At 63.4% G+C, this 23,615-nt stretch carries 19 protein-coding genes; 12 read left to right on the top strand and 7 right to left on the bottom strand.

Going from position 1 to position 23,615, the window contains the following annotated elements:
- Window positions 1-48 precede the first annotated feature (48 nt).
- Genes CEW88_RS18920 through CEW88_RS18915 form a run of 3 tightly spaced genes read right to left on the bottom strand, consistent with a single transcriptional unit; the run spans window position 49 to window position 3,289 of the window.
- On the bottom strand, window positions 49-1,884 hold the full coding sequence (locus CEW88_RS18920; RefSeq protein WP_108969701.1) for a TniQ family protein: 1,836 nt from the start codon (window positions 1,882-1,884) through the stop codon (window positions 49-51).
- The gene (locus CEW88_RS24580; protein WP_159099672.1) at window positions 1,881-2,147 is read right to left on the bottom strand and encodes a hypothetical protein; all 267 of its coding nucleotides are present in this window, start codon (window positions 2,145-2,147) and stop codon (window positions 1,881-1,883) included. The genes CEW88_RS18920 and CEW88_RS24580 overlap by 4 nt, the downstream gene beginning before the upstream one ends.
- Window positions 2,144-3,289 (bottom strand): metallophosphoesterase family protein, encoded by a 1,146-nt coding sequence (locus tag CEW88_RS18915; protein ID WP_159099671.1) that lies wholly within the window; start codon window positions 3,287-3,289, stop codon window positions 2,144-2,146. The genes CEW88_RS24580 and CEW88_RS18915 overlap by 4 nt, the downstream gene beginning before the upstream one ends.
- A 788-nt stretch (window positions 3,290-4,077) precedes the next feature.
- Between CEW88_RS18915 and CEW88_RS18910 the strand changes: the two genes are divergently transcribed.
- Complete coding sequence (locus CEW88_RS18910) at window positions 4,078-4,692, top strand: hypothetical protein (RefSeq protein ID WP_108969697.1); 615 nt, start codon at window positions 4,078-4,080, stop codon at window positions 4,690-4,692.
- Window positions 4,693-4,731: 39 nt separating this feature from the next.
- Window positions 4,732-5,676, top strand: a complete 945-nt coding sequence (locus CEW88_RS18905) for an IS5 family transposase (protein WP_108969696.1) — start codon at window positions 4,732-4,734, stop codon at window positions 5,674-5,676.
- 28 nt (window positions 5,677-5,704) lie between these two features.
- Here CEW88_RS18905 and CEW88_RS24575 read toward each other — a convergent pair whose 3' ends face one another.
- Complete coding sequence (locus tag CEW88_RS24575) at window positions 5,705-6,424, bottom strand: hypothetical protein (protein WP_159099670.1); 720 nt, start codon at window positions 6,422-6,424, stop codon at window positions 5,705-5,707.
- A 395-nt stretch (window positions 6,425-6,819) separates the two neighbouring features.
- The gene (locus tag CEW88_RS18900) at window positions 6,820-9,744 is read right to left on the bottom strand and encodes a UvrD-helicase domain-containing protein (protein ID WP_254694495.1); all 2,925 of its coding nucleotides are present in this window, start codon (window positions 9,742-9,744) and stop codon (window positions 6,820-6,822) included.
- A 948-nt stretch (window positions 9,745-10,692) separates the two neighbouring features.
- Between CEW88_RS18900 and CEW88_RS18895 the strand changes: the two genes are divergently transcribed.
- Window positions 10,693-12,255: an ABC transporter substrate-binding protein gene (locus CEW88_RS18895; protein WP_254694494.1), complete on the top strand. Its 1,563-nt coding sequence runs from the start codon at window positions 10,693-10,695 to the stop codon at window positions 12,253-12,255.
- A 67-nt stretch (window positions 12,256-12,322) separates the two neighbouring features.
- On the opposite strand, the gene CEW88_RS18890 is transcribed toward CEW88_RS18895, so the two are convergent.
- Complete coding sequence (locus CEW88_RS18890) at window positions 12,323-13,240, bottom strand: LysR family transcriptional regulator (RefSeq protein ID WP_108969694.1); 918 nt, start codon at window positions 13,238-13,240, stop codon at window positions 12,323-12,325.
- A gap of 96 nt (window positions 13,241-13,336) precedes the next feature.
- Here CEW88_RS18890 and CEW88_RS18885 point away from each other — a divergent pair, with 96 nt between their 5' ends.
- The 9 genes from CEW88_RS18885 (at window position 13,337) to CEW88_RS18845 (ending at window position 22,099) form a co-directional block, all read left to right on the top strand.
- Window positions 13,337-14,455 carry an NAD(P)/FAD-dependent oxidoreductase gene (locus CEW88_RS18885; RefSeq protein WP_108969693.1) on the top strand — a complete coding sequence of 373 codons (1,119 nt, stop codon included), beginning with the start codon at window positions 13,337-13,339 and terminating at the stop codon, window positions 14,453-14,455.
- Window positions 14,436-14,732 carry a (2Fe-2S)-binding protein gene (locus CEW88_RS18880; protein WP_108969691.1) on the top strand — a complete coding sequence of 99 codons (297 nt, stop codon included), beginning with the start codon at window positions 14,436-14,438 and terminating at the stop codon, window positions 14,730-14,732. Before CEW88_RS18885 ends, CEW88_RS18880 begins: the two co-directional genes overlap by 20 nt.
- Window positions 14,732-16,141 carry an NAD(P)/FAD-dependent oxidoreductase gene (locus CEW88_RS18875; RefSeq protein WP_108969954.1) on the top strand — a complete coding sequence of 470 codons (1,410 nt, stop codon included), beginning with the start codon at window positions 14,732-14,734 and terminating at the stop codon, window positions 16,139-16,141. Before CEW88_RS18880 ends, CEW88_RS18875 begins: the two co-directional genes overlap by 1 nt.
- Window positions 16,138-17,265: an NAD(P)/FAD-dependent oxidoreductase gene (locus tag CEW88_RS18870; protein WP_108969689.1), complete on the top strand. Its 1,128-nt coding sequence runs from the start codon at window positions 16,138-16,140 to the stop codon at window positions 17,263-17,265. The genes CEW88_RS18875 and CEW88_RS18870 overlap by 4 nt, the downstream gene beginning before the upstream one ends.
- Window positions 17,266-17,285: 20 nt before the next feature.
- Window positions 17,286-18,200, top strand: coding sequence for an ABC transporter permease (locus CEW88_RS18865; protein ID WP_254694493.1), 915 nt, complete (start codon window positions 17,286-17,288; stop codon window positions 18,198-18,200).
- Complete coding sequence (locus tag CEW88_RS18860) at window positions 18,200-19,072, top strand: ABC transporter permease (protein WP_108969686.1); 873 nt, start codon at window positions 18,200-18,202, stop codon at window positions 19,070-19,072. Before CEW88_RS18865 ends, CEW88_RS18860 begins: the two co-directional genes overlap by 1 nt.
- Window positions 19,069-20,061, top strand: a complete 993-nt coding sequence (locus CEW88_RS18855) for an ABC transporter ATP-binding protein (RefSeq protein WP_108969684.1) — start codon at window positions 19,069-19,071, stop codon at window positions 20,059-20,061. Before CEW88_RS18860 ends, CEW88_RS18855 begins: the two co-directional genes overlap by 4 nt.
- Window positions 20,058-21,017 (top strand): ABC transporter ATP-binding protein, encoded by a 960-nt coding sequence (locus CEW88_RS18850; RefSeq protein ID WP_108969682.1) that lies wholly within the window; start codon window positions 20,058-20,060, stop codon window positions 21,015-21,017. The genes CEW88_RS18855 and CEW88_RS18850 overlap by 4 nt, the downstream gene beginning before the upstream one ends.
- 62 nt (window positions 21,018-21,079) lie before the next feature.
- Window positions 21,080-22,099 (top strand): NAD/NADP octopine/nopaline dehydrogenase family protein, encoded by a 1,020-nt coding sequence (locus CEW88_RS18845; RefSeq protein WP_108969681.1) that lies wholly within the window; start codon window positions 21,080-21,082, stop codon window positions 22,097-22,099.
- A 64-nt stretch (window positions 22,100-22,163) separates the two neighbouring features.
- Here CEW88_RS18845 and CEW88_RS18840 read toward each other — a convergent pair whose 3' ends face one another.
- On the bottom strand, window positions 22,164-23,516 hold the full coding sequence (locus CEW88_RS18840; protein ID WP_438839485.1) for an MmgE/PrpD family protein: 1,353 nt from the start codon (window positions 23,514-23,516) through the stop codon (window positions 22,164-22,166).
- Between the last annotated feature and the right edge of the window lie 99 nt (window positions 23,517-23,615).

The raw sequence follows: 23,615 nt of genomic DNA, 5'->3' as shown, positions 1-23,615 counted from the left end.
TTTTTTCCTTTTGATGGAGAGTGAGGAGGCGTCCACAGAGCCGCAGGCTCAGGTGAAATTACCAGGATGATCCTGAATGGCAGAGCGCTCGAAAACCGCGCCGTAGTCCTGCCCGTCCGGACTGAAGGGCGCTAGACCCGCAGCCGCCAGCTTGGGCCGGAGTGCTTGCCAGGGCATGCCAAGCTCGACGGCCAGACCGCGCAGGGTCACGAACCGCCCATGGAAAACTGCCAGGTCACCTGGCGCCAGGAAGCGCTGCCGCGCATTGGTCTTGGGGTGTCGGCCCTCTGTGGACGGGACGTGCCCCTCCCGCACCAGCCGCATAGCGGCTGAGCGGGTCAGACCGCACTGGCGGGCAAAGACATCGATGCTGAGACCCGGCGCCTCGGGGCGATCCAGAAGACGCTCGATCTCGCCTTTCGTGACCACGATGCTGGCGTAGCCATCACGGTTGGTGTGCCGACCGATCCGCTGAACCCTGCCGCCCTCGAGCAGCTTCAGGACCGTGCCGGGGGAGACCTTGAGGCATTGCGCGGTCGTCGGGATGTCATCCCAGCCGTGCATGCTCACGTAGATCGGCTCAGCCCCGGTCAAAAGACGTTCCAGATACTGGTAGGCAGCACGGACGTCCCAGAGTGGCTTGTGATCTCCGCCGTCGATTGTGGGCGGGAAATGGCCCTCTTTTCGCAAAAGCTCGAACTGCGAGCGGGACATGTTCAATGCTTCCTGGAAGTCCTTTGCGGACACCAGGGTGTTGATCCGGTCGAGATGTGGCTGCGCTGCCCTGGCATCGAACAGCTCCCACTGGTCATCGCGGCCGGTCTCGGCGGGCCGGACGAGATCGATATCGACCAGCAACTTGCGCAGGCGCCGGGGATCTATGCCGAGCTCGCGCGCGGCGGTGCGGACCGAGTGGACCTTTCGCTCTAGCACCGGCTCTCCCATGAGGTCGTCGCCCGGACCTAACGGCCAGGTACTCGCAATGTGGTCGCGGAGAAGCTCCCGGAAGGGAGCGTAGGCCTCGCCCAGGAGGTCGAACGCGAGCCTGTCGTACAGCGCGCCGTACTTCTTCTTGGGGCCGTCGGTCGGCTCGCCAATGGTCTCCTGCAGCTGCATCAGGGTATCGCGGACCGTCGCTTCCCCTTCGGTCGCGAAGCGGAAGCCCATCTCGAAGGACATCCAGGCACGCTCCGGGCCGAACTTTTTCCACTTTGGGTATCTGACCGCCCAGATGGCGCGGCCGAGCAACTCGCAGAAATGTGCTGCGGCGTAGAGGTCGAACTGATCCAGCCAGCTCTCCGTGGGGGTGCCCGCGAGGCGCGCTTCGATCCATTCATCGAACGGGTTGGGGGCGCGAGGCTCCTTGTCCAGTTTTCCGGCCCATACGCCGGGCGCGATCTCGGCCAAGCGAGCGGCAGCGTCGTAGCGCCGGCTGACATTGGCCTCGGCCCATAGCGGAACGAGAGGATGGTGATGCTTCAGGCAGAGTGTCACAGGCCGGAAGAGCCAGTGGCCCCTGATGTACATGTCGCCTTCAAAACTGTCTGGGGCGGCTTCCGCATCCTCCCGCAGACAGGCAGGACAGCCCCGGACGGTGCTTTCCTTGATGGCCTTGGCATGAAAGCGATTGCCGCGGAACTCGTGCTCTCGGTTGCCCAGGTAGAGGGGCGACCAGCGCCGCAGGTCCTCGACGTCAGCCGCGCTGAGATCTGCCAGACGGGCCAGGGCCTCAGGATTGCCGTCGATCACCTTGCTGAAGGACAGCCCCATGTCGGTGCAGAAGCCCGCAGTATCCACGCCGTTCATCGCGGCGAGGCGCGATGCGAAGGAGAAGGCAGTTTCCCGATCCTGGAGATCGGGCGCGAGGGGGAGTGGTGTGGTCAACGCGGCGCCTCGTGGTCTTTTGAGTCTTCCTCAGCAGGCTCGGCCTTTTGCGCGCGAGAGGGCCTCGCTGTGGGGCATCGATCCTGATGAGCGTAAAGCAGGTGGCCGGGGATCGGCGCGGCGCTTTCGACGAAGCGTTTTACGCGCTGCGGATCAGGTTCAGCCGAGCGCGTGGTCTGCCGGTAGGCGATGACGACATGAACAAGGCCAACCAGACAGACCAGTATCCCCGAGATCGAAATGATCGCATCAAAGGGCATCATTCAGAACCTGGCCGTGTCTGGCCGAACGCGACGATGACATCGGTCGCGTAGTACGCGTCTCCTTCCGGCACGACAGGGCAGGCGCATCCCCTCAACGCATGGTGCAGAAAGGTGCGCGTTTCGGGTGTGACCTTGTCCACGAGGACAGGAATGCCGGTTTCGCTGCACCGAAGCGCGTACTCGAAGTCCTGCTCGAGTGCCTGTCGGTCGGCCGGCAGCTCCCCAACCTCATTCGAGGACTGCGTGTTCAGCGCCGCCGCAATGAAGCAGACCTCCGCCAGGTCATCCTCGTCGTCACCGTGATCTTCGTCCGGATAGCCGATTGAAACATTCTGGATACGTGTCCCTGCGACTGTGCAGGACAGCCGCCGGTGCGAATGTCCGAAGAACCAGGTGTCGATGTCGCTCCGCTCGAGGGCTTCGGTCAGGTTTGAGTGGAAGGCTGGCGTGAGGCCCTCGATTGGCCCTGCGGCGGACGGGTGCGGACCGTGGTGCGTGACAACAAAGGTCCTGCCACTACCGGCGAAATGTGGGGTCGCCAGTCGTTCTTCCAGCCAAGCGCGGTGTTCCCGATGCACGGCGATTATATCCTCAGGCGTAACCGGGACTATGCGGCGCGGCAGCACCTGGTCCGGGTCGAGCCACACATGACCGGGCGCTTGGATGAAGATCATGTCGAAGTCGCGCATGAATCGGCGGGCGAAGTTCTTGGCAGCCTCCTGATCCCCCAGTAGGTCGAAGTCCGTCCACAACGTGGCGCAGAGATACCGGTCGCTGCGATGGCGGAGTTCGGTCTTCTGCGCGAACCAACTCCCGCTGGCGTGAATCAGGTCACGGAGCCGGTTCTCGTCGTCAAGCCGCCCAGAATAGTAGTCATGGTTTCCGGGGAGGAGGTGGATGCGATCGGCGGGAACATAGCGGCTCAGATATGCGAGCGCGTCCTGCAGTGACGGGCCGAAACTGTCAGACAGGTCACCCGCGACGATCAAGGCATCGACGTTTTCCCCGAGGAGCCGATCTTCGAGGCCATGAAACTCGAGCGGGTTACTTCCATGCCAAAAATAGGACTTGAGGTGAAGGTCGGCCATTACTGCGACCGCCCCGCCATTGTCCGGGATTTCGATAACGGTAGGGGCGGCCAACATAGCCTCCGATGAATTCGAGCGAGTTTTGACCCACAGGGAGGGCAGGCCGCGTCACGGCTGATCGGGAGGAGTTGGAATGCTCGCCTCGCTCAGACGAGGGCAAAGTGCCCTCCGGCGGTACGGATTGCAAGCAATTGGAAATAAAGGGTTTTCGCAAAAATTCTGGCAGCCTCAAGCCCCTGGATTCGCTGGACTTAAGGCGTCGACAGGTTTCTTTTTCGCAAACGACCTTCATTTGGTCGTCACGCCTGCCTGGTTGTGACCCTAGTTTGGGGCCTATCCAGCCGAGGAAAACTGCAGGCCGCCGCAATCCGGCAGTCCGTATCCGGTACAGCATCGGGGTCTACGACGGGGCGTCAGCAGGCATCGGTGAAAAGCGTGATCAGACGGCATTCGGAGATATCCTCGACCACCAGCAGCTTGGATCGCCTTTGGATAGCCACGCCGCCAAGGATGCGGGGTGTGCCAGGGCGGAGGCAACCTCAACCTCATCGAGGCCCGGCAGGTGGGGCCGGCCCAGAGCTGCCGTTTATCGGCCGGTCAAGATGCTACAGTTGCAGCCCGCTTTGCTGCCATTAAATCTGTTCGGTATAATTCGTGTCGACGAAAAGGCACTCGAAACCTGGAAAAGATTGGCCTGATTGCAAAGGTTGCAATGATCGGGTTGAATGTCAGGAATTTCCTGAAAAATTTGGGGTAGGCGTGAGACTTTTCGACCAGACATATACAGGCGCTCTGCAATTCTTCAGCGATTTTGAGCAGATTCTTGATGTGGTGCGCGCTCCATGCTGAAAGGCGATGAGGTAGAAGATCAGGCGCCGGAGGGCGCAATCGTTGCGGAAGGCGTCAACTACTGGTTCGTTGGCGCTGCGTGGAACGAAGGCGATCAGACCCCGCGCTTTCTTGCCGACCGCATCTGGCAAAATGGCTACGACGACAAGTTTTCTCATCTCGTGCGTCAGATGAAGCAGGGCGATCGGATCGCGATCAAGGCGGCCTACACCCGCAAGCATGATGTCCCGTTCGAGAACCGGGGGCGCACGGTAAGCGCCATGCGCATCAAGGCGGTCGGGACGATCACCGGCAATCGCGGGGATGGGAAGACCGTCGACGTCGCTTGGGAAGAGGTCGATCCGCCGCGGGAGTGGTTCTTATACACTTACCGCACGACCGTGGCCCGGGCGCGCTTCGAGGATGACGACATGGCGCGGCAACTGGTGGCCTTCACCTTCGAGGGGAAGGACCAGGACATCGCGCGTTTCCTCGTGAATCCCTACTGGGCGGAGAAGTTCGCTGAAGACACCGAGCCACTGACCGTCATCGAGGAAGAGGAACAGTCCGACGGGGAGACCGACGCGCCCCCGGTTGAACCCGGCGTTGTTGCAGAAATCTCATCGTGAAAGATTCACATCACGAATCCAAGCGGTTAGACGGGCGTCATGAGCAAGCCCAAGCCCAAGCCCAAGCCCGCCCGCTACCGCACGACGAACTGGTCCGCCTACAACGCTGCGCTGACGAAGCGCGGGTCTCTGCTGATCTGGCTGGACAAGGAGATGGCTTGGCACGCGCCGCATGAGGGCCGCCCCGGACGCCCGCCAGTCTTCTCGGATGCGGCGATCCAGTTCTGCCTGTCGATCAAGGTGCTATTGAAGCTGCCGCTCAGGCAGACTGCCGGGATGGTCGCAAGCCTCCTGCGCCTCGCCGGGCTGGACTGGCCCGTTCCAGACTTCTCCACGCTGTGCCGCCGGCAGAAGACTCTTAAGGTGCAGATCCCCTATCGCCGTGCCGGCGGGCCGCTGAACCTGCTGGTGGACAGCACCGGCATCAAGTTCCTCGGCGATGGCGAATGGCAGGCCCGGAAGCACGGTTTGCAAGGCCGTCGCCAATGGCGCAAGGTCCATCTGGCCATGGACACCGCCACTTCCGACATCCGCGCGGTCGAGTTTACCCCCAGCCGGGAAGGCGACAGCCCCGTCCTGCCAGACCTGCTGGACCAGATCCCGGACGACGAAGACATCGGCACCGTGACCGCAGACGGCGCCTACGACACCCGCCGCTGCCATAGCGCCATCATCGCACACGGTGGCACTGCGATCATCCCGATCCGCAAGAACGGTTGGCCATGGAAAGGCGACTGCCCAGCTTCCCGGGCGCGCAACGAAACCCTGCGCGCCACACGTCACTATAGCAGGGCGTTCTGGAAGCGGTGGACCGGATACCATATCCGCAGCCGCGCCGAGGCCAGGATGCGATGCCTGAAGGCCTTCGGCGAGCGCATCGCCGCCAGAGACCCCGACCGCCAGACTGCCGAAATCCACATCCGCGTCGCCCTCATGAACCGCTTCAACGCCCTCGGCACAGCCGAGATCGTCCGCGTGACCTGAACCTGACGGGGAAAGGGCCCCCCACGCCTCAGGACGCCGTTCTGCAACAACGCCATTTCATGCAAAGGAAAAGGTTTGGAATCCTTCCTCCATCCATCGCGACATGGTAAGGGTCGAAATAAGCGGCGTCATGAGATAAGAATACTGTACAGCTCATTCCAGTGCGAGCAAAGCGAACTTGGAAGTCAGGATATGTCTGCGCGGTTCGAATGATGTCCGCTAGAGGCAATTTACTATCCACCCCTTCTTTTCCGTTGTTCAATTTGTTTCTGAACTGCTTTTCTGAAGAATTTGGATCAAGGAGAATGATCTTGGCAGGTACTCGCTTGTCGAGGCGATCCTGAAAATACTTCCAATGGCGGTTCACTCCTCGAGACAAGTATGAGGCGCCGGAGTTGGCGGCTAACTTGAGAGTCTGGGCTTCTTCAATCGTCTCCTGGGTGTCGGAATTTCTCCGACTTTTATCTGCCCGGCTCTGCATATTATATGTTTCTTCCAATCCATATGAAATCAATGAATCAGCAATGCGATCTGAGAGGGTTGAGTGAGCCAATAGCTCCACTCTATCCCTTGATGTGCCGATGACACGAACCGCGACATAAATAGCTACCGCGATCGCCATGACGATTAGGTAGGTTTGCCCTTCAACTTCTTCGTAGCTCAAAAGGTAGTTTGCGCCATAGCTAGATAGTCCGAACAAGCCGATATCTAATAGCAAAATTAGTCGAAATAGCGGACGTCTGCGCACTTTGTTTACCTCTTGGGATGTGATGCGCACTCTTTGGAGAGGGAGCAACTCCGATAGGTAAAAGCATAAGACGACTTCAATCTCAAGTTGGCCTCGTTTGTAGCAGAACAGTAGACCATGACGGCACACCTCGTGAGCTGCATGCGAACCTCTTTGTAGCGAAACGGTAAGGGAAGCCCCTTCCAGGCCAGAAGTGTAGGCTAGGTCGGGACTCGGACCGGCACCCCCCCTACGCGGTGCCGACATTCGTACGGAGTGCAGCGAAGGGCGGCTCCCCGCCCATGTCGTTGCTACCTTGGCCCTTGAACCGCGTATGATCGCTATCTTCGGCCTGGCTTGTCCAATTGGCGCTGCCGCTTTCCGGCACCTATTTAGCCACCTGTTCGCTTGCCTGCTTAACGACCTAACTTCGACTTTCCTGCGCAATCAGGGAAACGTACGCAGCCCAGGAAAGCCCCGTATCTTCCCCTCCGTTCCACGAGCCAGCCGTCGGTGCATTTCGGACACGGCTCCTGGACGGCTCCACACTCCGCGCAAATCTTCTCGCCTTGCGGTTCCTTGCGAACCGGAAGCCCGGTGCCGCAAGCGGGACAGGCGGGCATGCGATTGCCGCAGTGCTTGATGTGCTCGCAACGGTACCAGCCTGGGCCGTCGCCGCCGGGCATGAACAGCAGGCGCCCACCACATTGCTCGCATGTATGGGTGCGCTCCTGGGCTTCGCGTGGGCTGGCTACGTCATAGGCGGGATCTTTCAGCAACTCCGTGACGAAAGCTGAAGGGCGGGCCTCGGACGCCAGGATCGTCACCGTTCGTCGTGCCCGGGTCATGGCGACATACATCACGCGGCGCTCTTCCGCGTTGGCAAAGGGTTCCGCTTCGGGCGAGACAAGGGCGAGAAGCGGGTCGTCGACGATCATCGATGGAAAGCCCATGCGTGCGCGATCGGCGCCGAGCAGGACAACGTGGTCGGCCTCCAGGCCCTTTGAGGCATGGATGGTCTTGAAGGTGATTGTCAGGTTCGGATGCCGTCGACGGAGGCTGCGCATGTCGGGCTCGATAAAGCGATACCGGCCCAGCAAGAGCACCGTGGCCTTGCGACCGGGAGGAGCAGGCTCTGCCTTCAGAGCTTTCAGGGTGTCGTCCAGCACCTGATCGCCGGTCTCGCGCCGGGTCCAGGCAATCCGGATCGCGGGATGCTCTGCTTCGCCAGCAGGAACAACCGTCTTGGTGATCTGCGCCGGGTTGCACAGCACGAAGCGCCGGGCAGCCAAGGCGATTTTGTCGACCGACCGAAACGTCCGTCCGAGGTCGACCGTGCGGTGGACACCGGTGTGGCCCGCGAAGACGCCGCCGAACTCGCGACCGAAGTTGCGCATGATGTGGATGTCGGATCCAGCGAACCGGTAGATGGACTGCCAGTCGTCGCCGACCGCAAATATCCTCGCCTCCGGATGCTGGTTCTTGAGCGCCTGGATCAGCCGCGCCCGGCCGGTCGAGATGTCCTGGAATTCGTCGACAAGAATATGGCGGAATGGGCTGTCGTAGCGCCCGCTTTCCACCAGCGCGGTCGCGCGGTTCACCATGTCCTCGAAATCGATGCGCTCGCCCAGCCTGTCCTGATATTCGCGGTACACCGCCCCGAAGATCTTGAGAAAGGCCGCGCCGCGTTTGCCCATCTTCAGGGTCGTGGCCTTCGTTTCGCAATCATCCAGGCGATACCCACCATTCTTGAAGTGCCGCAGGAAGGTCGCGATCAGTGACGTGAAGCCGTCGACGACACCAAGGGATGTCACGCTGTCGTAGATCTCGAGGGCAGGGCGCGGGCGGAGCGTGACATGCGGCGCGACCTTCTCTGCCAGCGCTTCGAGCAGGCGACCTTCCTCGTTCTCCCAGCTATAGGTTTCGATCAGGGTCGTGCCGTGTTCGGCATGGACCTGGCGTTTCCACGCCATGCTCTCCAGGTAGGCGTCGCGATCGATGAAGGGGGCGGTCGTCAGCTCCTCTGTACCGTCCTTCCGCGTCGTCTTGCGGACGCCGAAATGCTCGAGATAGACGCCGCTCTCGGTGAGCCGGAAGTCCGGTGTGTAGGCGCGCCTGCCGGTCCCGGTCAGCTTGTGCTCGTAGGTCGGCTCGTATTCGTAGGCGATACCGTTCAGGTACAGCCAGTTGGCGATCATCAGCTCCTCGAAGCTGGCGACGGTGTCGCCCTTCAGGCTTCGCAGGTTCCGGCTTTCAACCTCGGAATACCACTTGTGGGCAGAGTCGTAGTCCCATGCGTTGGGGATATCTTCGAAGAAGCCGGCGAACCAACCTACCACGGTTCCGGCGATGTCGGCCATCCGGCTCACGATGTCGCGCAGGATGTCCTTGATCAACTGGAGGAAGGCCTTGTCGTCGGTGGCCGTCGATGCGAGGGGCGGCTTTTCGCCTTCGACCGTGCCGATGATCTCATAGGCCAGGGCGTGAAAGGTGCGCGCCATGATCGGCACGCCGCACCGCGCCTCAATGCGCTCGGACATCTCGGTGGCGGCATCCTTGGCAAAGGCCAGAAGCAGAAGCTCATGCGGCTGCCGGATACCGGCCTTCACCAGATAGGCGGCCTTGGCGGTGATGACCGAGGTCTTGCCCGAGCCTGCGCCGGCGAGGACCAGCGTCGCATCCTCATCGACCACGACGGACAGCCGCTGCGCCGGCGTCAGTGGCATGGACTCGACGGTATCGAAGAACTCTTTCCAGTCCGCCAGCTGCCGATCGACGAAGGCGGCGATCGCCGCATCGCGGAGTTGCTCTGGATTGCGCGCGAGCTCCATGATCGGAGCCAGCCGCGCCATCGTTTCCTCACCTATGGCTGCTGGGTTGAGCTTCTTCAGAACGCGAGCGTCGAGGTCGGCGGCCTGGCTTGCGACCGGGTCTACCAGGCAGGCGGCGGGATAGCTCGCCGGTGCCTTCAATCCCTCAACCGCCGTCAGCAGGGCCGCAATCGCGTCGTCTTCCCTAGAAAACTGGGCAAGATTGTAGCCTGACCAGGCTGTCTCGACAGCTTGCGCGAATGCTCTGGCGGGTGCCTCCTGGACCCCGGGCAGCAGGACGCAGGACTGGTTGCCGAGATCCAGGGTGAGGCGGGCGGAGACACGGCCACGCCGCACCACGGGACTTGCCGCGATCTCCGAGAGGTGGATCCTGGCATGCGTGCCGCCGGACGCCGCAATGGTGTCGTCCTGAAGTACCAGCGCTCGCGGGTGCTTGCGGAAGGGGTCGAACAGGAAGGCGGGCAGTGGGCGCGATACAAGTTTCATCGAAATCCAGACGTCGAGTTCCATTCTGAAATACCAGACGCTCCCCAGGTGGGAAGCCTTCTCATCCAGGTGGCATTGACTGGTTCCGAGTGCTTATCGACTGGAATACTGTACGTCACTTCGGCGACATACCTTTGTTCTTAAGCGTCCAGTGTCCGGATGCGGTGGTAGCGCGCTAAAGGGCGCGGGTCCCAAGGTCCCGGCCACCTTTCTCTATGCGGCCGGATGTCGAGGTTTGCGATTTGGCTGGATTGTCCCCACCAAGGGAACAAACTCGCCGATCTCCAAACCGCCGTAACAGCGTCTCCCATCGACACGCCCCTAGCCGCCGAGGTCTGGGCATCGGTGCAGAGGCGGCGGCCGGTACATGCTGTGCAGCTCTGGGGCGAGCTTGTGGAAACCACGTTACCTCAGGGGGTGATCACTCCAAGAAGCGTGGCAACTTTTTTCTCGCGATGCCCTGATCATCACCGTGCGAGAACATGTCCGCCATCGTCGCGCCGGCCCCGGAAACGTGGCGCCGATGGCCCTTGAAGTGGTCATCTGAAGAAAATTCAGAGAATATTTTTTCGAATTTTCAGGGGATTGACTCATTTCTGGCCAGAGCCTTCAAGGCCGGGCGCATTTTTCTGTTTTGGATTTTCAGCGGATTCGCGGACCTTCCCCTTGTGGAAGGTCGGCGGTCCACGAGGGCCAGCCCAGCCTGCGGGTCGCGGGGCTATGGAGGACTTGGCGTATTCCGCGCCTTTCGTCGTACATCGGCAGGGGGCATCAATCTTCGACATGAGACCCCGTCGAACAGCCAGAACTCGCAAGTGAGTCCTCCTCGCACATATCTGCGACACGCCTCGAGGGGAGGTCGCTGATTTGCATGAGTATAACCTGATGGAATATGGGTCGAACATTTTCGATTTTGACGACATATGGGTGGGTTCCCATAGTCGGCCATATCAAAACAACAGGGAAACGATCATGTCTGGAAACGCAGTGACAAATCTGAGGCGCATGCTGGGGCTGGCCGTGGCTTCCGGGGTGTCGATGACCAGTGCGGCCGCGATTGCCGCCACGCTGAATGTTGGCATCAACATGGATGCCACCAACCTCGATCCGCATCGTGCAACCGCGACCACCGATGTCGCGCTGGCGGGCTGGATGTTCAATGGTCTGGTACGGTTCGCACCGGGCAGTGCCGACCCGGCTTCCATCGAGCCGGACCTAGCGACCAGCTGGGAAACTTCCGAAGACGGGCTGACTTGGACGTTCCACCTGCGCGACGGTGTAGAGTTCCAGCGGGGCTACGGCCCATTGACCGCCAATGACGTCGTCTATTCCCTAGAGCGAGCGGCCGATCCGGAACGGTCGTCCTTCGCGAATGACTACGCCGCCTTCGAGAGCGTCGAGGCGCTTGATCCGGAAACCGTTCAGATCAAGCTCAGCGCGCCGGTTCCGGGCTTCCTTGGTCTGGTCGCCAACTACCACGGTGGCATGGTCGTCAGCCGCAAGGCCGCCGAGGAAAAGGGCGATGCGTTCAATGGTGATCCCGTCGGCACCGGCCCGTTCGAGTTCCAAGAGGCCGTGACCCAGCAGCACGTCGATCTGGTGGCGAACCCCGATTACTACCGCGGCGCCCCCGAGCTGGACGGTATCCGCCTGCAGATAATCCCTTCAGACTCCAGCCGTGAACTGGCCTTGATGTCTGGCGAGCTGGACTTGATCTACGGCAAGCGCGAACAGCGTTGGGTCGACCAAGTCAGTCGCAACGAGAACATAATTGTCGATATCTTCGCGCCCGGCGAATACCGCACCCTCTATCTGAACGAAACGCATGCGCCACTGGACAACATCAACGTTCGCGAAGCCGTGGCTCATGCCATCAACGTGGACGAGATCTCGGCCTTCGTGGGGGAAGATGTCGGTCCGCGCGGCTGCTCTGCGGTGCCCCCAGGCTACCTTGGCGAGAGCTGCGATGCAGGCATCTTCAGCCATGACCCGGAGTTGGCCAAGTCGCTGCTGGCGGAGGCGGGCTTCCCCGACGGGATCACGCTGACCGCGGTCGTTTCCTCCAGCTCGTCGCAGAAGCCGATCATGGAAGTGATCCAGGCGCAGCTGGCCCAGGCCGGCATCAAGATGGAGATGAACGTCGTCGATCACCCGACCTATCACCAGCAGATACGTCAGGACCTGAGCGACTTGGTCTTCTACGGTGCCGCGCGCTTCCCTGTGGCCGACAGCTACCTGAGCCAATTCTACCATTCGCAGGCGATCGTCGGCACGCCCACAGCCGTGACCAACTTCTCGCATTGCAAAGTGGCGGACGCGCAGATCGACGCGGCACGTGTTGAGACCAATCCGGAAACGCAGATGCAGCTCTGGGCCGAGGCGCAGAAGCTGATCCACGATGACGTCTGTGCCGTCCCCCTGTTCAGCCTGATGCAGGTCTGGGCGCGCAGCGAAAAGCTAGACTACGGGTACGAGCTGACGGGCAACCTGAACCTGGCGCCCTCGATCACCGAAAACACCGCGCTTGCGGAGTGAGCAGAGCTTTCAATACTTTTCTGAAGCTTGCAGACGGCGCCCTATTGGGCGCCGTCTTGACGTTTGCTTAGAGCCGGTAGCTGTCTTCTTCCCAAGCAGAAATCGCGGCAGCTCGGGTGACCTCTTCGACGAAGGCGCTGACCAGCTTCGAGTTGCGGCTGTGCGACGGCCAGCTGGTGTGGAACTCGAAGCTGGTTGCCGGGTCGAAGGGGCGCATCTCGACCCGGCCTTTGACTCCTTCCGATACCAGCGGATCGACCACCGTCACCCCCATGCCGCCGGCGACGAATTCGCAGACGTTCGGGGCAGTGGCGGCCTCAATCCGGATATCGGGCCGAAGGCCGGCCCGTTCAAAAACTGCATCGACGCGGTTGCGCGTCAGGCTTGCGCGGGCAAAGGCGATGAAGGGCTCCCCGTCTAGGTCTTTGGGGGTGATCCTCGCCTTCGCGGCAAGCGGATGCCCGATGGGGAGCAGGCAAACCATCGGTTTGGAATGCACCGGCCGTGTAGATATCGTGGGGTGATCCAGCCGCGTCACTAGGATCGCCACGTCCAGCCGGCCAGATACCATCCAATCCGCCAGAAATTGCGAACTGCGCGTATCGACAGAGATGAAGGCGTCGGGGAAGCGCTCCCGGAAGGCGCGGACCGCACGGACGATGAACCCGCCCGACAGGCCCGGCATGACGCCGACGCGCAGTTGCCCACGATTTTCACGCCGGATGGCTTCGACAGCGCGGATCAGCTGGCCCACGCCGCCAAAGACCCGGTTGGCCTCGTGGTAAAGGCGCATTCCCTGTTCGGTGGCGACCAGACGGCCGCTGGCACGGTCGAAGAGCTGCATTTCGGTGTCGTCTTCCAGCGTCGCGATCAACTTGCTGGCAGCGGGCTGCGAGATTGACAGCCGTTCCGCGGCGCGGCTGACGCTGCCGGCCTCGACCACGGCCATGAGCGCTTCGAATTGTCTGAGGCTGGGTTCACGCATGGGTATAACCTAACGGAATAATTCTGGCAAATTTTCGATTTTGACTTTCTACCCTCCGATTTGGATAAAAATCAACAACAAGCGAGGTAATCCAGCGTGGCACAGCCAGACTACATTGTGATCGGCGCAGGCACCGTGGGCGTCTCTCTTGCTTACGGGTTGCAGAAGCGCGGGCAATCGGTCTGCGTGGTTGATGGCGGCGCGCGCGACTTTCGCGCGGCGCGGGCGAATTTCGGCCTGGTCTGGGTGCAGGGCAAGGGTGGGAACCTGCCCGCCTATGCCCGCTGGACGGCCGAAAGCGCGGCGCTGTGGCCGGGGTTCCGCGATGCGCTGGAGCAATGTAGCGGCATTGGCTTGGATTATCAGAAACCCGGGGGACTGGCCTTTGTCCTTTCTCAGCAGGCATTGAAGGACCGCCAGTTGTTGCTGGAGAAGATCGGCGGCGGTGCCTTGCCACAGGGTGTGGAGATGCTGGACCGGGACGCGCTTCAGGCCCGGCTGCCCGATGCAACCCTGGGGCCTGACGTCGCGGGCGCCAGCTATGGCACCAGTGACGGTCACGTGAACCCGCTCAAGCTTCTGGCGGCGCTGCAGCAGGGCCTGTTGGAACTTGGCGGAGAGATCCTTTGGGACTGGCCGGTTCGGACCTTGCGTACCACCGGACAGGGCTACGAGCTGACCGGCCCCGACGGTGCGACGCTTCGGGCGCCGAAGGTGATCGTGGCGGCAGGGCTGGCCACCTCAGACATCGTCGCGCCCTTGGGGATCGACCTGCCGCTGCGTCCGCAGCGCGGGCAGTTGCTGGTCACTGAACGGATAGCGCCGATGTTGCCCATGCCCTGCAGCGGGTTGCGTCAGACGGCGGATGGCACCGTGATGATCGGGGCCACGCACGAAGATGTCGGCCTAGACACTGGCACAACCCAGGCCTCCGCCACATTGCTGGCAGAGCGCGCCCTTCGCATCCTGCCCGCGCTCGCGGGTGCGCGCATCGTGCGGCAATGGTCGGGGCTGCGGGTCCTCTCGCCCGACGGCGGGCCGCTTTACACCCAGCCCGAGGACTATCCTGGCCTCTGGACCGTCAGTTGCCATTCCGGCGTCACCCTGGCCGCCGTGCATGCCGAGCGGTTGGCCGAACAGATCCTTGCCGGTGCTTTGACCGGCGATACCCGTCACTTCTCAGAGGACCGTTTCCATGTTCCGACCCCTGCCTGACCGCCCGACTGGGCCAACCGTGACCGTGTTCGTCGAAGGGCAGCCGGTCGAGGCACGCGACGGAGAGACTGCGGCCAGCGTACTGTTGCGCCATCTCGGGTCCGCGCGCATCACCCCGGTCAGCGAAAGTCCGCGCGCGCCCTTCTGCATGATGGGCTGTTGCTTCGATTGCCTGGCCGAGATCGACGGCAAGGGATCGACGCAAAGCTGCCTCGTGCCGGTGCGCGAAGGCATGACCATTGCCCGCCAGATGGGCGCGCGGAAGGTGGTGGGATGATGACCTTCGACGTTGCCATCATCGGTGCCGGCCCCGCCGGGATGCAGGCCGCCTGTGACCTTCGCGCGCGCGACCTGTCCGTTGTCGTGCTGGATGAACAGCCCGCTCCCGGTGGTCAGATCTGGCGCGGGGTCGAGCGCAATTGCCAACCCGGATCGCACCTGGCGCAGGGGCTTGGCGCCGAGTACCGCCAAGGGGCCGACGTTGCCCGTTCCTTCCGGGCCTCCGGGGCCGACTACCGCCCCCTGTCACGGGTTTGGCAGATCGAGGAAAGCGGCAAGGAGGCCACGACGCAAAGCTGGCAGGTCTTCGTGACCCGCGAGGGTCAGGCCGAGGTCATCGAGGCGCGGCGCGTCCTTCTGGCCATCGGCGCACAGGAGCGGCCCGTGCCCTTCCCGGGCTGGACCCGGCCCGGTGTGATGACCGTTGGCGCGGCGCAGATCCTTCTGAAATCCGGCGGTCTGCTGCCTGAAGGACCGGTCTGGATTTCTGGCGCGGGCCCGTTGCCTTTGCTTTACGCCCACCAGCTCCGTAAGCTGGGCGGCCAGATCGAAGGCTTTCTCGATACCGCCCCGCGCGACACGCTGCGCCGGGGGCTGCCGCATCTGAACGGTGCCCTGCGCGACTGGAAGAGCCTGGTAAAGGGTCTGGGCTGGCAGGCCGGGATACGGCTGTCGGGGCTGCGCCGCGAAACCGGGGTCACGCAGCTTCGCGCCGAGGGCGGCGAGCGCCTCGAACGTATCCGCTGGCAGACCCCCGAAGGCGAGAAATCGGCCGCCGCAGGGGTGCTGCTGATCCACGAGGGGTTGGTGCCTTCGGTTCACCCGACCCTTTCCCTGCAGTGTGAGCACGCCTGGTCCGACACGCAGAAATCGCTGCGGCCCGTGCTGGATGCCTGGGGGGAAACCACGCGCAGCGGGCTGTTCGTCGCGGGCGACGCGGCGGGGATCGACGGGGCCAAGGCGGCGCTGGCCAAGGGGACGCTGGCAGCCATCGGCATTGCCCGGTCGCTGGGTGTTCTAGAGGACACAAAGGCGCGGCAAGCCCGGGCGGCGGGCGATCGCGCCCTGTCGAAGGCACGCGCTGCGCGGCCGCTGCTCGATAGCCTCTATCCCGCGCCCGAGGGCAAGATCAGCGACGACACCATCGTTTGCCGCTGCGAGGAGCTGACCGCGGGCCAGATCCGCGCCGCAGCCCGCCGTGGCGCGGCAGATCCCAACCGGGTGAAGGCCGAAACCCGCGCCGGCATGGGGCCCTGCCAGGGCCGCCAGTGTGGCTATACTGTCGCGCGGCTGATCGCCGAGGCGCATGACCTCCCGCGCGCCGAGGTTGGCTTCCACAACATCCGCCCGCCGTTGAAGCCCGTGACGCTGGGCGAACTGGCGTCCCTCGGGAAGGCCAAGACATGAAGGCACGCACCGACCTCATCGTGATCGGTGGCGGACTGCATGGGCTCTCTGCGGCGCTGCAATCTGCCCGGCGCGGGCTGCGCGTGGTCCTGCTGGAGGGCGCCTTCACCGGGCGTCATGCCTCGGGCGCGACGGCTGCCGGCGTGCGCAGCCTCAATCGTGCAGTAGAAGAGTTGCCGCTGAGCCTTGAGGCCCAGGCCCAGTGGGAGGACATGACAACCCTCGTGGGCGACGACTGCGGCTTTCACGCGGGTGGACAGGTGCAGGTGGCCATGGATGCGGATGCCGAGGCCCGGATCAAGGCCCGTATCGCGCGGCTGGAGGCCCTGGGGATGCACCACGAGTGCTGGATCGGCCCGGACCGCCTGGCTGAACTGGTGCCGGTCATGCAGCCCGGCGCGCTTGGCGCGGCCTATGTCGCGCGTGATGGCTCTGCCGACCCGCATCGCACCATCCGGGCCTTTCGCGCGGCCTGCCTAGACACCGGCGTGGAGATCCTTGAAAACCACACCGTCACCTGGCTGGCCCGTGAAGAAACGCGCTGGACCGTCGTGGCGGGCGGCATCACCCATGTCGCCCCTACGGTCGTCAATGCCGCCGGAGCCTGGGGGCGCCAGATCGCCAAGTTGGCCGGCGATCCGCTGGACGTTGGCATCAAGAATTCGATGATGATCGTGACCGAGCGCTGCGAACCCTGCCTTGGCCCGGTCATCTCGGCGCAGAACCGCAAGCTGTCGTTCAAGCAGACCGCGGATGGCACTTTTCTGATCGGCGGTGGGGTCCAAGGACGGTTGCGCCCCGGCGGTGGTTCGGCCTCGGTGGACTTCGGCGCGCTTTCGGGGGCCATGTCCACGACCCTGGCCCTCTTCCCCTGGGTCGCGGACCTGCGCCTTGTCCGGGCCTGGGCCGGCATGGAGGCGGCCACCGCCGACCTGCTGCCCGTCATAGGACCGTCCCGTCGGGCCCCGGGGCTGATTCATGTCTTCGGATTCTCCGGGCACGGATTCCAATTGGTCCCGTCCGTCGGACGGGTGATCGCAGACCTGGCAGAGACCGGGCGTACAAGAACCGAACTGTCGGCCTTTGATCCGGGCCGGCTGGCAACCAACAGGAAAGCCGCATGACAAGATACATCTTAAGGAGATTGCTGGCCGCGATCCCGACACTTCTGGCCATGTTGACCATGGTCTTCGTACTGGTCCGGTTGGTGCCGGGCGATGCGGCCATGGCCATGCTGGGCGACCAGGCAAGCGAAGCGTCGCTGGCGGCGCTGCGCGCCAAGCTGGGGCTCGATCAGCCGATTGGCGTGCAGTACCTGGCTTTCCTGCGGGACATGCTGGGCGGCAACTTCGGCGTCTCGATGAGCAGCGGGCGGCCGGTGCTGGAAGAGGTCGCCCGCGTGCTGCCCTATACGCTGGAGCTGACAGCGGCGGCGGTCATCATCGGTGCCATCTTCGGTCTGCCGCTTGGCATGGTGGCGGCGCTGCGCCGCAATGCCTGGCCGGACTACCTGTCGCGGATCCTGTCGCTGACCGGCCTTTCCTTCCCGGGCTTCGTGTCTGGTATTCTGATGCTGCTGGCCTTCGCGGTCTACCTGCGCTGGTTCCCGGTCATGTCGACCGCGTCCGACAGCTTCGGGGATCATATCCGCAACCTGACTCTGCCGGCGCTGAACCTTGGCCTGATCATGACGGCCTACATCACCCGCGTGACGCGCTCGTCGATGCTGAACGTGTTGGGGGAGGATTTCATCCGCACCGCCCGTGCCAAGGGCGTGCCGCCGCGTCGCCTGATTATGCGGCACGGTCTGCGCAACGCGCTCATCCCCGTGGTCACTGTTGTTGGCCTCTACTTCGGCACGCTGATCGGCAATTCGGTGCTGGTGGAAATGGTCTTCACCCGTCCGGGCCTGGGCAAGCTGATCCTGGGTGCATTGCAGGCACGTGATTACACGCTGCTGCAGGGGCTGATGGTGATCTTCGCCAGCTTCGTGATCCTCGTGAACATCCTGACCGACCTGATCTACGCGGTCGTCGATCCCAGAGTGAGCTATTCCTGATGACCGCCGTGACTGAAACCATCCCCGTCCGCAAACCCAATGTCGTGCTGCAGACCCTGAACCGCAATCGCCTGTCCTGGGTGGGTGTCGGGCTGTTGGCGCTGATCCTGCTCTCGGCAATATTCGCGCCGCTTCTGGCGCCGCATGATCCGCTGCAACAGAACATTCTGCATCGCCTGGAAGGTCCGTCACCGGAATTCTGGCTTGGCACCGACAGCTATGGACGCGATGTGCTCTCGCGCCTGCTGTACGGCACCCGCATCTCGCTCGCCGTGGGGTTCCTGTCGGTGCTGATCGCGATGACGGTGGGCTCTGCCATCGGGATCTTCGCGGGCTATGTCGGCGGCATGGTCGACCAGGTGATCATGGGCATTGTCGACGTGATGCTGTCCTTCCCGACACTGCTGCTGGGCCTCATGGTCGCGGCGATGCTGGGGGCGAGCCTGGAAAACCTGATCATCGCCATCGCGATTACCGAAACCGCGCCTTTCGTGCGCATCGCCCGAGCGCCGACTATCTCGGCCAAGCGGAAGGAATACGTGGAAGCGGGCCGGGCGCTCGGCTTCTCTCCCCTGCGGATCATGGGCGTGCATATCCTGCCCAACATCCTGTCTGACATCGTCGTCGTCGCCTCGCTCTGGATGGCCAGCGCGATCCGCACCGAAGCCTCGCTGTCCTTCATCGGCTTGGGGGTGCAGCCGCCGACTGCCACTTGGGGCGGGATGATCCGCGAAGGCTTCGAGAACATCCTGTCGTCCTGGTGGCTGGTGGTCTTCCCGTCTCTGGCGATCCTGCTGACCGTGCTGGCGCTAAACATCCTGGGTGACGCCCTGCGAGACGCCATCGACCCGAAACTGAAAGGTGAGTCATGACTGCTCTTCTCGACATTCACGGCCTGACCACGGAATTCCGGGTGAACGGCCGCTGGCATGCCGCCATCCAGGATGTGGACCTGTCGCTTGCCGCCAATGAAACCTTGGCAGTGGTGGGCGAAAGCGGTTCCGGCAAGAGCGTTACTGCGCTGTCGGCTCTGCGGCTGCTGCCACAGGCGGGCGCCCGGATCGGTCGCGGCGAAATCCTTTTCGAAGGACGCGACCTGGCAAAGCTGTCCGAACGGCAGATGGCCCAGATCCGCGGCAACGAGATCGCGATGATTTTTCAGGAGCCGATGACATCGCTGAACCCCACGATGACCGTGGGTGACCAGATTGCCGAGGTCCTGACGATCCACCGTGGCATGAGCCATGGCGCGGCGCTGAAGGAAGCGCGTGATCTGCTGGACGAAGTGCGCGTGCCTGACCCGGGCCGGCGGATCACCGAATATCCGCACCAGTTCTCGGGCGGGATGCGACAGCGGGCGATGATCGCCATCGCGCTGGCCTGTCGCCCGAAGGTGTTGCTGGCCGATGAACCCACTACTGCGCTGGACGTGACGGTGCAGCACCAGGTGCTGACCCTGCTGGATGATCTGAAGCGCGAACGCGGCATGGGGGTGATCTTCATCACCCACAACCTCGGTGTCGTGGCCCAGATCGCGGACCGCGTCGCAGTGATGTACGCAGGCGAAATCGTCGAGACGGCGGACTGCGAGCAGCTCTTCGCGAACCCGGCCCATCCCTACACGGAGGCACTCCTGCGGGCGATGCCGCGTGTGGACCGGCGGGCCGACACGCTGGAGCCTATCCCCGGTTCGGTGCCCTCAATCACCGCGCGGCCTGCAGGCTGCCACTTCGCGCCGCGCTGCGGCTATGCCCGGCCGGAGTGCGGCCGTCACCCGGCTCTCGGGCCTATCAGCGGGGCAGGTGGCTCCGATCACCAGGCGCGCTGCATCCTGCGCGCAAAGGCGGAGGTAGCAGCATGAGCGGTCTGCAAGTCGAGGGTCTGAAAAAGCACTTCACCATCGGGGGCGGGTTCCTGGGCGGCAAGGCCCGTACGGTGCGCGCAGTAGAAAACGTCAGCCTTTCGGTCGCTCCCGGTTCCAGCGTCGGGCTGGTAGGGGAATCCGGCTGCGGCAAGTCCACCGCTTCCCGCGCCATCCTGCGGCTGGAGGAACCGACCGCCGGCCGCGTCACCTTCGACGGCATCGATGTGGCTTCTGCCTCGCCGGCCGAAATGCGCCGCCTGCGCCAACGCATGCAGTTCATCTTCCAGGACCCCTATGCCTCGTTGAACAGCCGCCGGAGTATCCGCAAGACGCTGGAAGAGCCGCTTAAAGTGCATGGCATCGGGGATTCGGCCGATCGCCGAGCCCGGGCCGAGGCGATCCTGTCCGAAGTCGGGCTGCCGCGCGATGCGATGGACCGCTTCCCGCACGAATTTTCGGGCGGGCAGCGCCAGCGGATCGGCATCGCGCGTGCGCTTGTGCTGGAACCGGACCTGGTGGTTGCGGATGAACCGGTCTCGGCGCTGGACGTATCGGTTCAGGCGCAGATCCTGCGGCTGCTGGACGACCTGCGCGAAAAGCGGACGCTGTCCTTCCTCTTCGTGTCACATGACCTTGGCGTGATCCGGCACTTCTGCGACACGACCTGCGTGATGTACCTGGGCCATGTGGTGGAAAGCGGGCCGACGCAGGAGATCATGGATGATCCCGCGCACCCCTACACGGTGCTGTTGCGGCAAAGCTCCCCCATCCCGGACCCGGCGAACCGGGTGAAGCCGCCGCGCATCGCGGGCGAGATCCCGTCACCGGCCAACCCGCCCTCGGGCTGTCCGTTCCACACCCGCTGCCCGCGCGCTATCGCGGCGTGCCGAGAAAGCATGCCCGCCACGAAGGAGATCGCGCCGGGACGGCAGGTCGCCTGTCACCTCTTCTGAACATAAGCAAACGCCAGCGCGTCGTTCCCTTGGGAGCGGCGCACGCACCCGAAGGAAGCTCCATGAACGTCGGTATCGTCGGCGCGGGCAATATCGCTCGCGCCTACTTCGCCTATCTCTCCAACGCGGGTCACTGCCCCCGGATGTGGTCGCCGCGCGGCGTTTCCGGTGCAGAATTGCGGGTGGTAACTGAACTTGTCGTTTCAGGCGCTGTCGAGGAGCGTTTCGCACCCAAGCTGGCCGCGGATATCGCAGAGCTGGCCCAGGCAGAAGTCCTCATCCTGGCCTTGCCGGCCACTGGCCACCGCGCCGTGCTGGACGCGCTGTTGCCGCATCTGCGCGACGGGCAGAGCATCATCGTAAGCGCCCACCTGTCCTTTGCGGCGCTGCACCTCGGGCAAGCGTTGCACGCGCGGGGCCTGTCCCTGCCGGTGATCTGCTGGAACACCACCGCCATGACCTGCAAGAGCCCCGAACCTCCGGCGATCCGAGTGGGGGCGCTGCGCAAGCGGGTAGAGATCTGCACTTTGCCGGGGGGCGACATCGCCGGCGCCCTGGCGCTTTGCGAGGCGCTCTTTGGTCCGCGGTTCCAACATGGCGGCGACCTTCTGGACAACGCCCTCAGCAACCTCAACCCGCAGACTCACCTGGCCATGGCTCTGTGCAACCTGACCCGGATAGAGACCGGGGAGCAGTGGCATCAGAACTCGCTGATGACGCCTTCCGTCGCCCGCTTCCTTGAAGGGCTGGATGCAGAGCGGCTGGCGATTGCTCGCGGTTTTGGCCGCAGGGTGAGGCCGCAGGCAGAGGGCGGGCTGGACGCGGTATTCCGCGCACGTGTCGCGGCCGGAACCGATCCTCTGGGGCCGGTCGATCCCGAGACCCGCTACATCACCGAAGACGTGCCTTTCGGCCTGGTGCCGCTGGTCATGCTTGCAGAGATGGCAGGCGTTCCCGCGCCGCTGCACGAAAGTGGCATCAAGATCCTTGGCGCCTGCCACGGCCGGAATTACAGAGCCCTGAACGACCTGCTGCCGCGAGAGGGCGCATCGGGGCTTCGGGCGCTGCTTGGTCTGGCGTAGGGCGCAGGCGCCTCGCACGAAAAAGGGTGAACGCCGGTCCCAGACAGGGGCCGGCGTTTTCCGGTCAAAGCGGTGTGGAAAGCTGGGACAGAAGCGGGCGCATCTCTCCGGCCTTGAGGGATGCTATTGCGCCCAAGATCGCCTGCTGCCGATCCATCTGAAGCGCCAGGCGGGTGGCACGTCGGAACTTGGTGTCCAGTTCTTGCCAGCTCATCAGCGGCTCACCCTCGGGCGGGGTTGGTGCCGAGGTCAGAACGCGGTCCCCACAGGTCAGGGTCACGCGGCCAAGGATCTCGTTGGGGTAGGACTCGGCGAATGCGTCGCTCGCCTCCAGCGTGACCTTCCGGGCCAGCTCCCTGACGCCCGGAAGCGAAAGGGAAGCCTCGGTCACCGGTGTAAGCATCTCTGGCCCGTGCAACGCGGACAGCGCCAGGTCGAAGGGTATGCTGTACTGCACGTCGACCAGGTTCACCGGATCGGCCTTATTCGAAATGCGCAAGGCAGGAGGATGGGTTTCGACGTGGATCGCGTCGATTTCCGCTCCGCTGACCCCGTGATCTGCCATCACCTGATGCAAGGCGGCAAGCGGCGCGTGGATGTGGCGGCAGCATGCGTAGGGCTTGAAGTAAGTCTGGCAAATGTGCAGTGCAGCGCCCAGGCGCAGGTCCTCGGGGAAGACGTAGTGGCGGCGGCTGTCCAGAATGTTGCGCGGTCCGGTGTGGCCGGCTTCGGCCATGACGACTGCGGTCATGCCTGTGACAACGCCCCAGGGGATGCCTTCCTTGATGGAGGCCCCTTCGGGATGCGGGATGCGCGGCGAAGGTCCGCCTGCGAAGCTTTGGTTAGGGGCGCTTTCGCCGACGATCGCCAGCGCGTGCTCAATGGCCCCAAGTGGGGTGCCGCGCAGCGCGGCGACTGTGGCCACCACACCGAACGGCGTCCAAGTTCCCGAGCTGCCGTAGGTCGTGCGCGCCGAGCCGACGGTCACCGCGACCTCGTAGCCGAGGACAATAGCGGCGAGGGTCTGGTCTAGCGTTGCGCCGACCTCCTGCGCGGTAGCCAGGGCCGCGGGAATGATCGCGGCGCCCGGATGACCGGCGGCAAAACGGTTGCCGTCATCGAGATCCTTGGCTGCCGCAGCGCTGCTGTTGGCCCAGGCCGCACCTATAGCGCTGCGGGTCTGGTCGGCGAACCAGATCGTAGCGTGGCCGGGTGCGTAAAGCTCTACGGCGGCTTGGCGAAGTGAGGTCGGTCCCGGGTCGCTAAATCCAACGATGGAAGCCACGATGAGATCAAATATACACTGTAGCGCGGGATCCTTGGCCGCGGAGGGCACTGCGGCGTCACGCGCTTGAACTACGTAGCGCGCAAGTTCTCCGACAATCTCATATGGGGCTTGGTAGTCTCGGGAAGACACTGTCGCGGCCTGGTCCAATGGGTCGTTCCTCTAAGTGATTGCTTGATGTCGAGAGGTTTATCGGAGTGCTCGATCAGTAGTTCAAAGGCAAATTTATTG

The sequence above is a fragment of the Alloyangia pacifica genome (assembly GCF_003111685.1).
In the GTDB taxonomy this organism is placed as follows: Bacteria; Pseudomonadota; Alphaproteobacteria; order Rhodobacterales; family Rhodobacteraceae; genus Salipiger; species Salipiger pacificus_A.
This window is presented reverse-complemented; position numbering and strand designations above follow the sequence as displayed.

What these genes read in the sequence shown, in the direction of transcription:
- CEW88_RS24580 (WP_159099672.1), bottom strand. Translation starts at nt 2,147, where the DNA reads ATGATGCCCTTTGATGCGATCATTTCGATCTCGGGGATACTGGTCTGT.
- CEW88_RS18895 (WP_254694494.1), top strand. Translation starts at nt 10,693, where the DNA reads ATGTCTGGAAACGCAGTGACAAATCTGAGGCGCATGCTGGGGCTGGCC.
- CEW88_RS18850 (WP_108969682.1), top strand. Translation starts at nt 20,058, where the DNA reads ATGAGCGGTCTGCAAGTCGAGGGTCTGAAAAAGCACTTCACCATCGGG.
- CEW88_RS18900 (WP_254694495.1), bottom strand. Translation starts at nt 9,744, where the DNA reads ATGGAACTCGACGTCTGGATTTCGATGAAACTTGTATCGCGCCCACTG.
- CEW88_RS18910 (WP_108969697.1), top strand. Translation starts at nt 4,078, where the DNA reads ATGCTGAAAGGCGATGAGGTAGAAGATCAGGCGCCGGAGGGCGCAATC.
- CEW88_RS18875 (WP_108969954.1), top strand. Translation starts at nt 14,732, where the DNA reads ATGACCTTCGACGTTGCCATCATCGGTGCCGGCCCCGCCGGGATGCAG.
- CEW88_RS18880 (WP_108969691.1), top strand. Translation starts at nt 14,436, where the DNA reads ATGTTCCGACCCCTGCCTGACCGCCCGACTGGGCCAACCGTGACCGTG.
- CEW88_RS18855 (WP_108969684.1), top strand. Translation starts at nt 19,069, where the DNA reads ATGACTGCTCTTCTCGACATTCACGGCCTGACCACGGAATTCCGGGTG.
- CEW88_RS18890 (WP_108969694.1), bottom strand. Translation starts at nt 13,240, where the DNA reads ATGCGTGAACCCAGCCTCAGACAATTCGAAGCGCTCATGGCCGTGGTC.
- CEW88_RS18860 (WP_108969686.1), top strand. Translation starts at nt 18,200, where the DNA reads ATGACCGCCGTGACTGAAACCATCCCCGTCCGCAAACCCAATGTCGTG.
- CEW88_RS18870 (WP_108969689.1), top strand. Translation starts at nt 16,138, where the DNA reads ATGAAGGCACGCACCGACCTCATCGTGATCGGTGGCGGACTGCATGGG.
- CEW88_RS18845 (WP_108969681.1), top strand. Translation starts at nt 21,080, where the DNA reads ATGAACGTCGGTATCGTCGGCGCGGGCAATATCGCTCGCGCCTACTTC.
- CEW88_RS18905 (WP_108969696.1), top strand. Translation starts at nt 4,732, where the DNA reads ATGAGCAAGCCCAAGCCCAAGCCCAAGCCCGCCCGCTACCGCACGACG.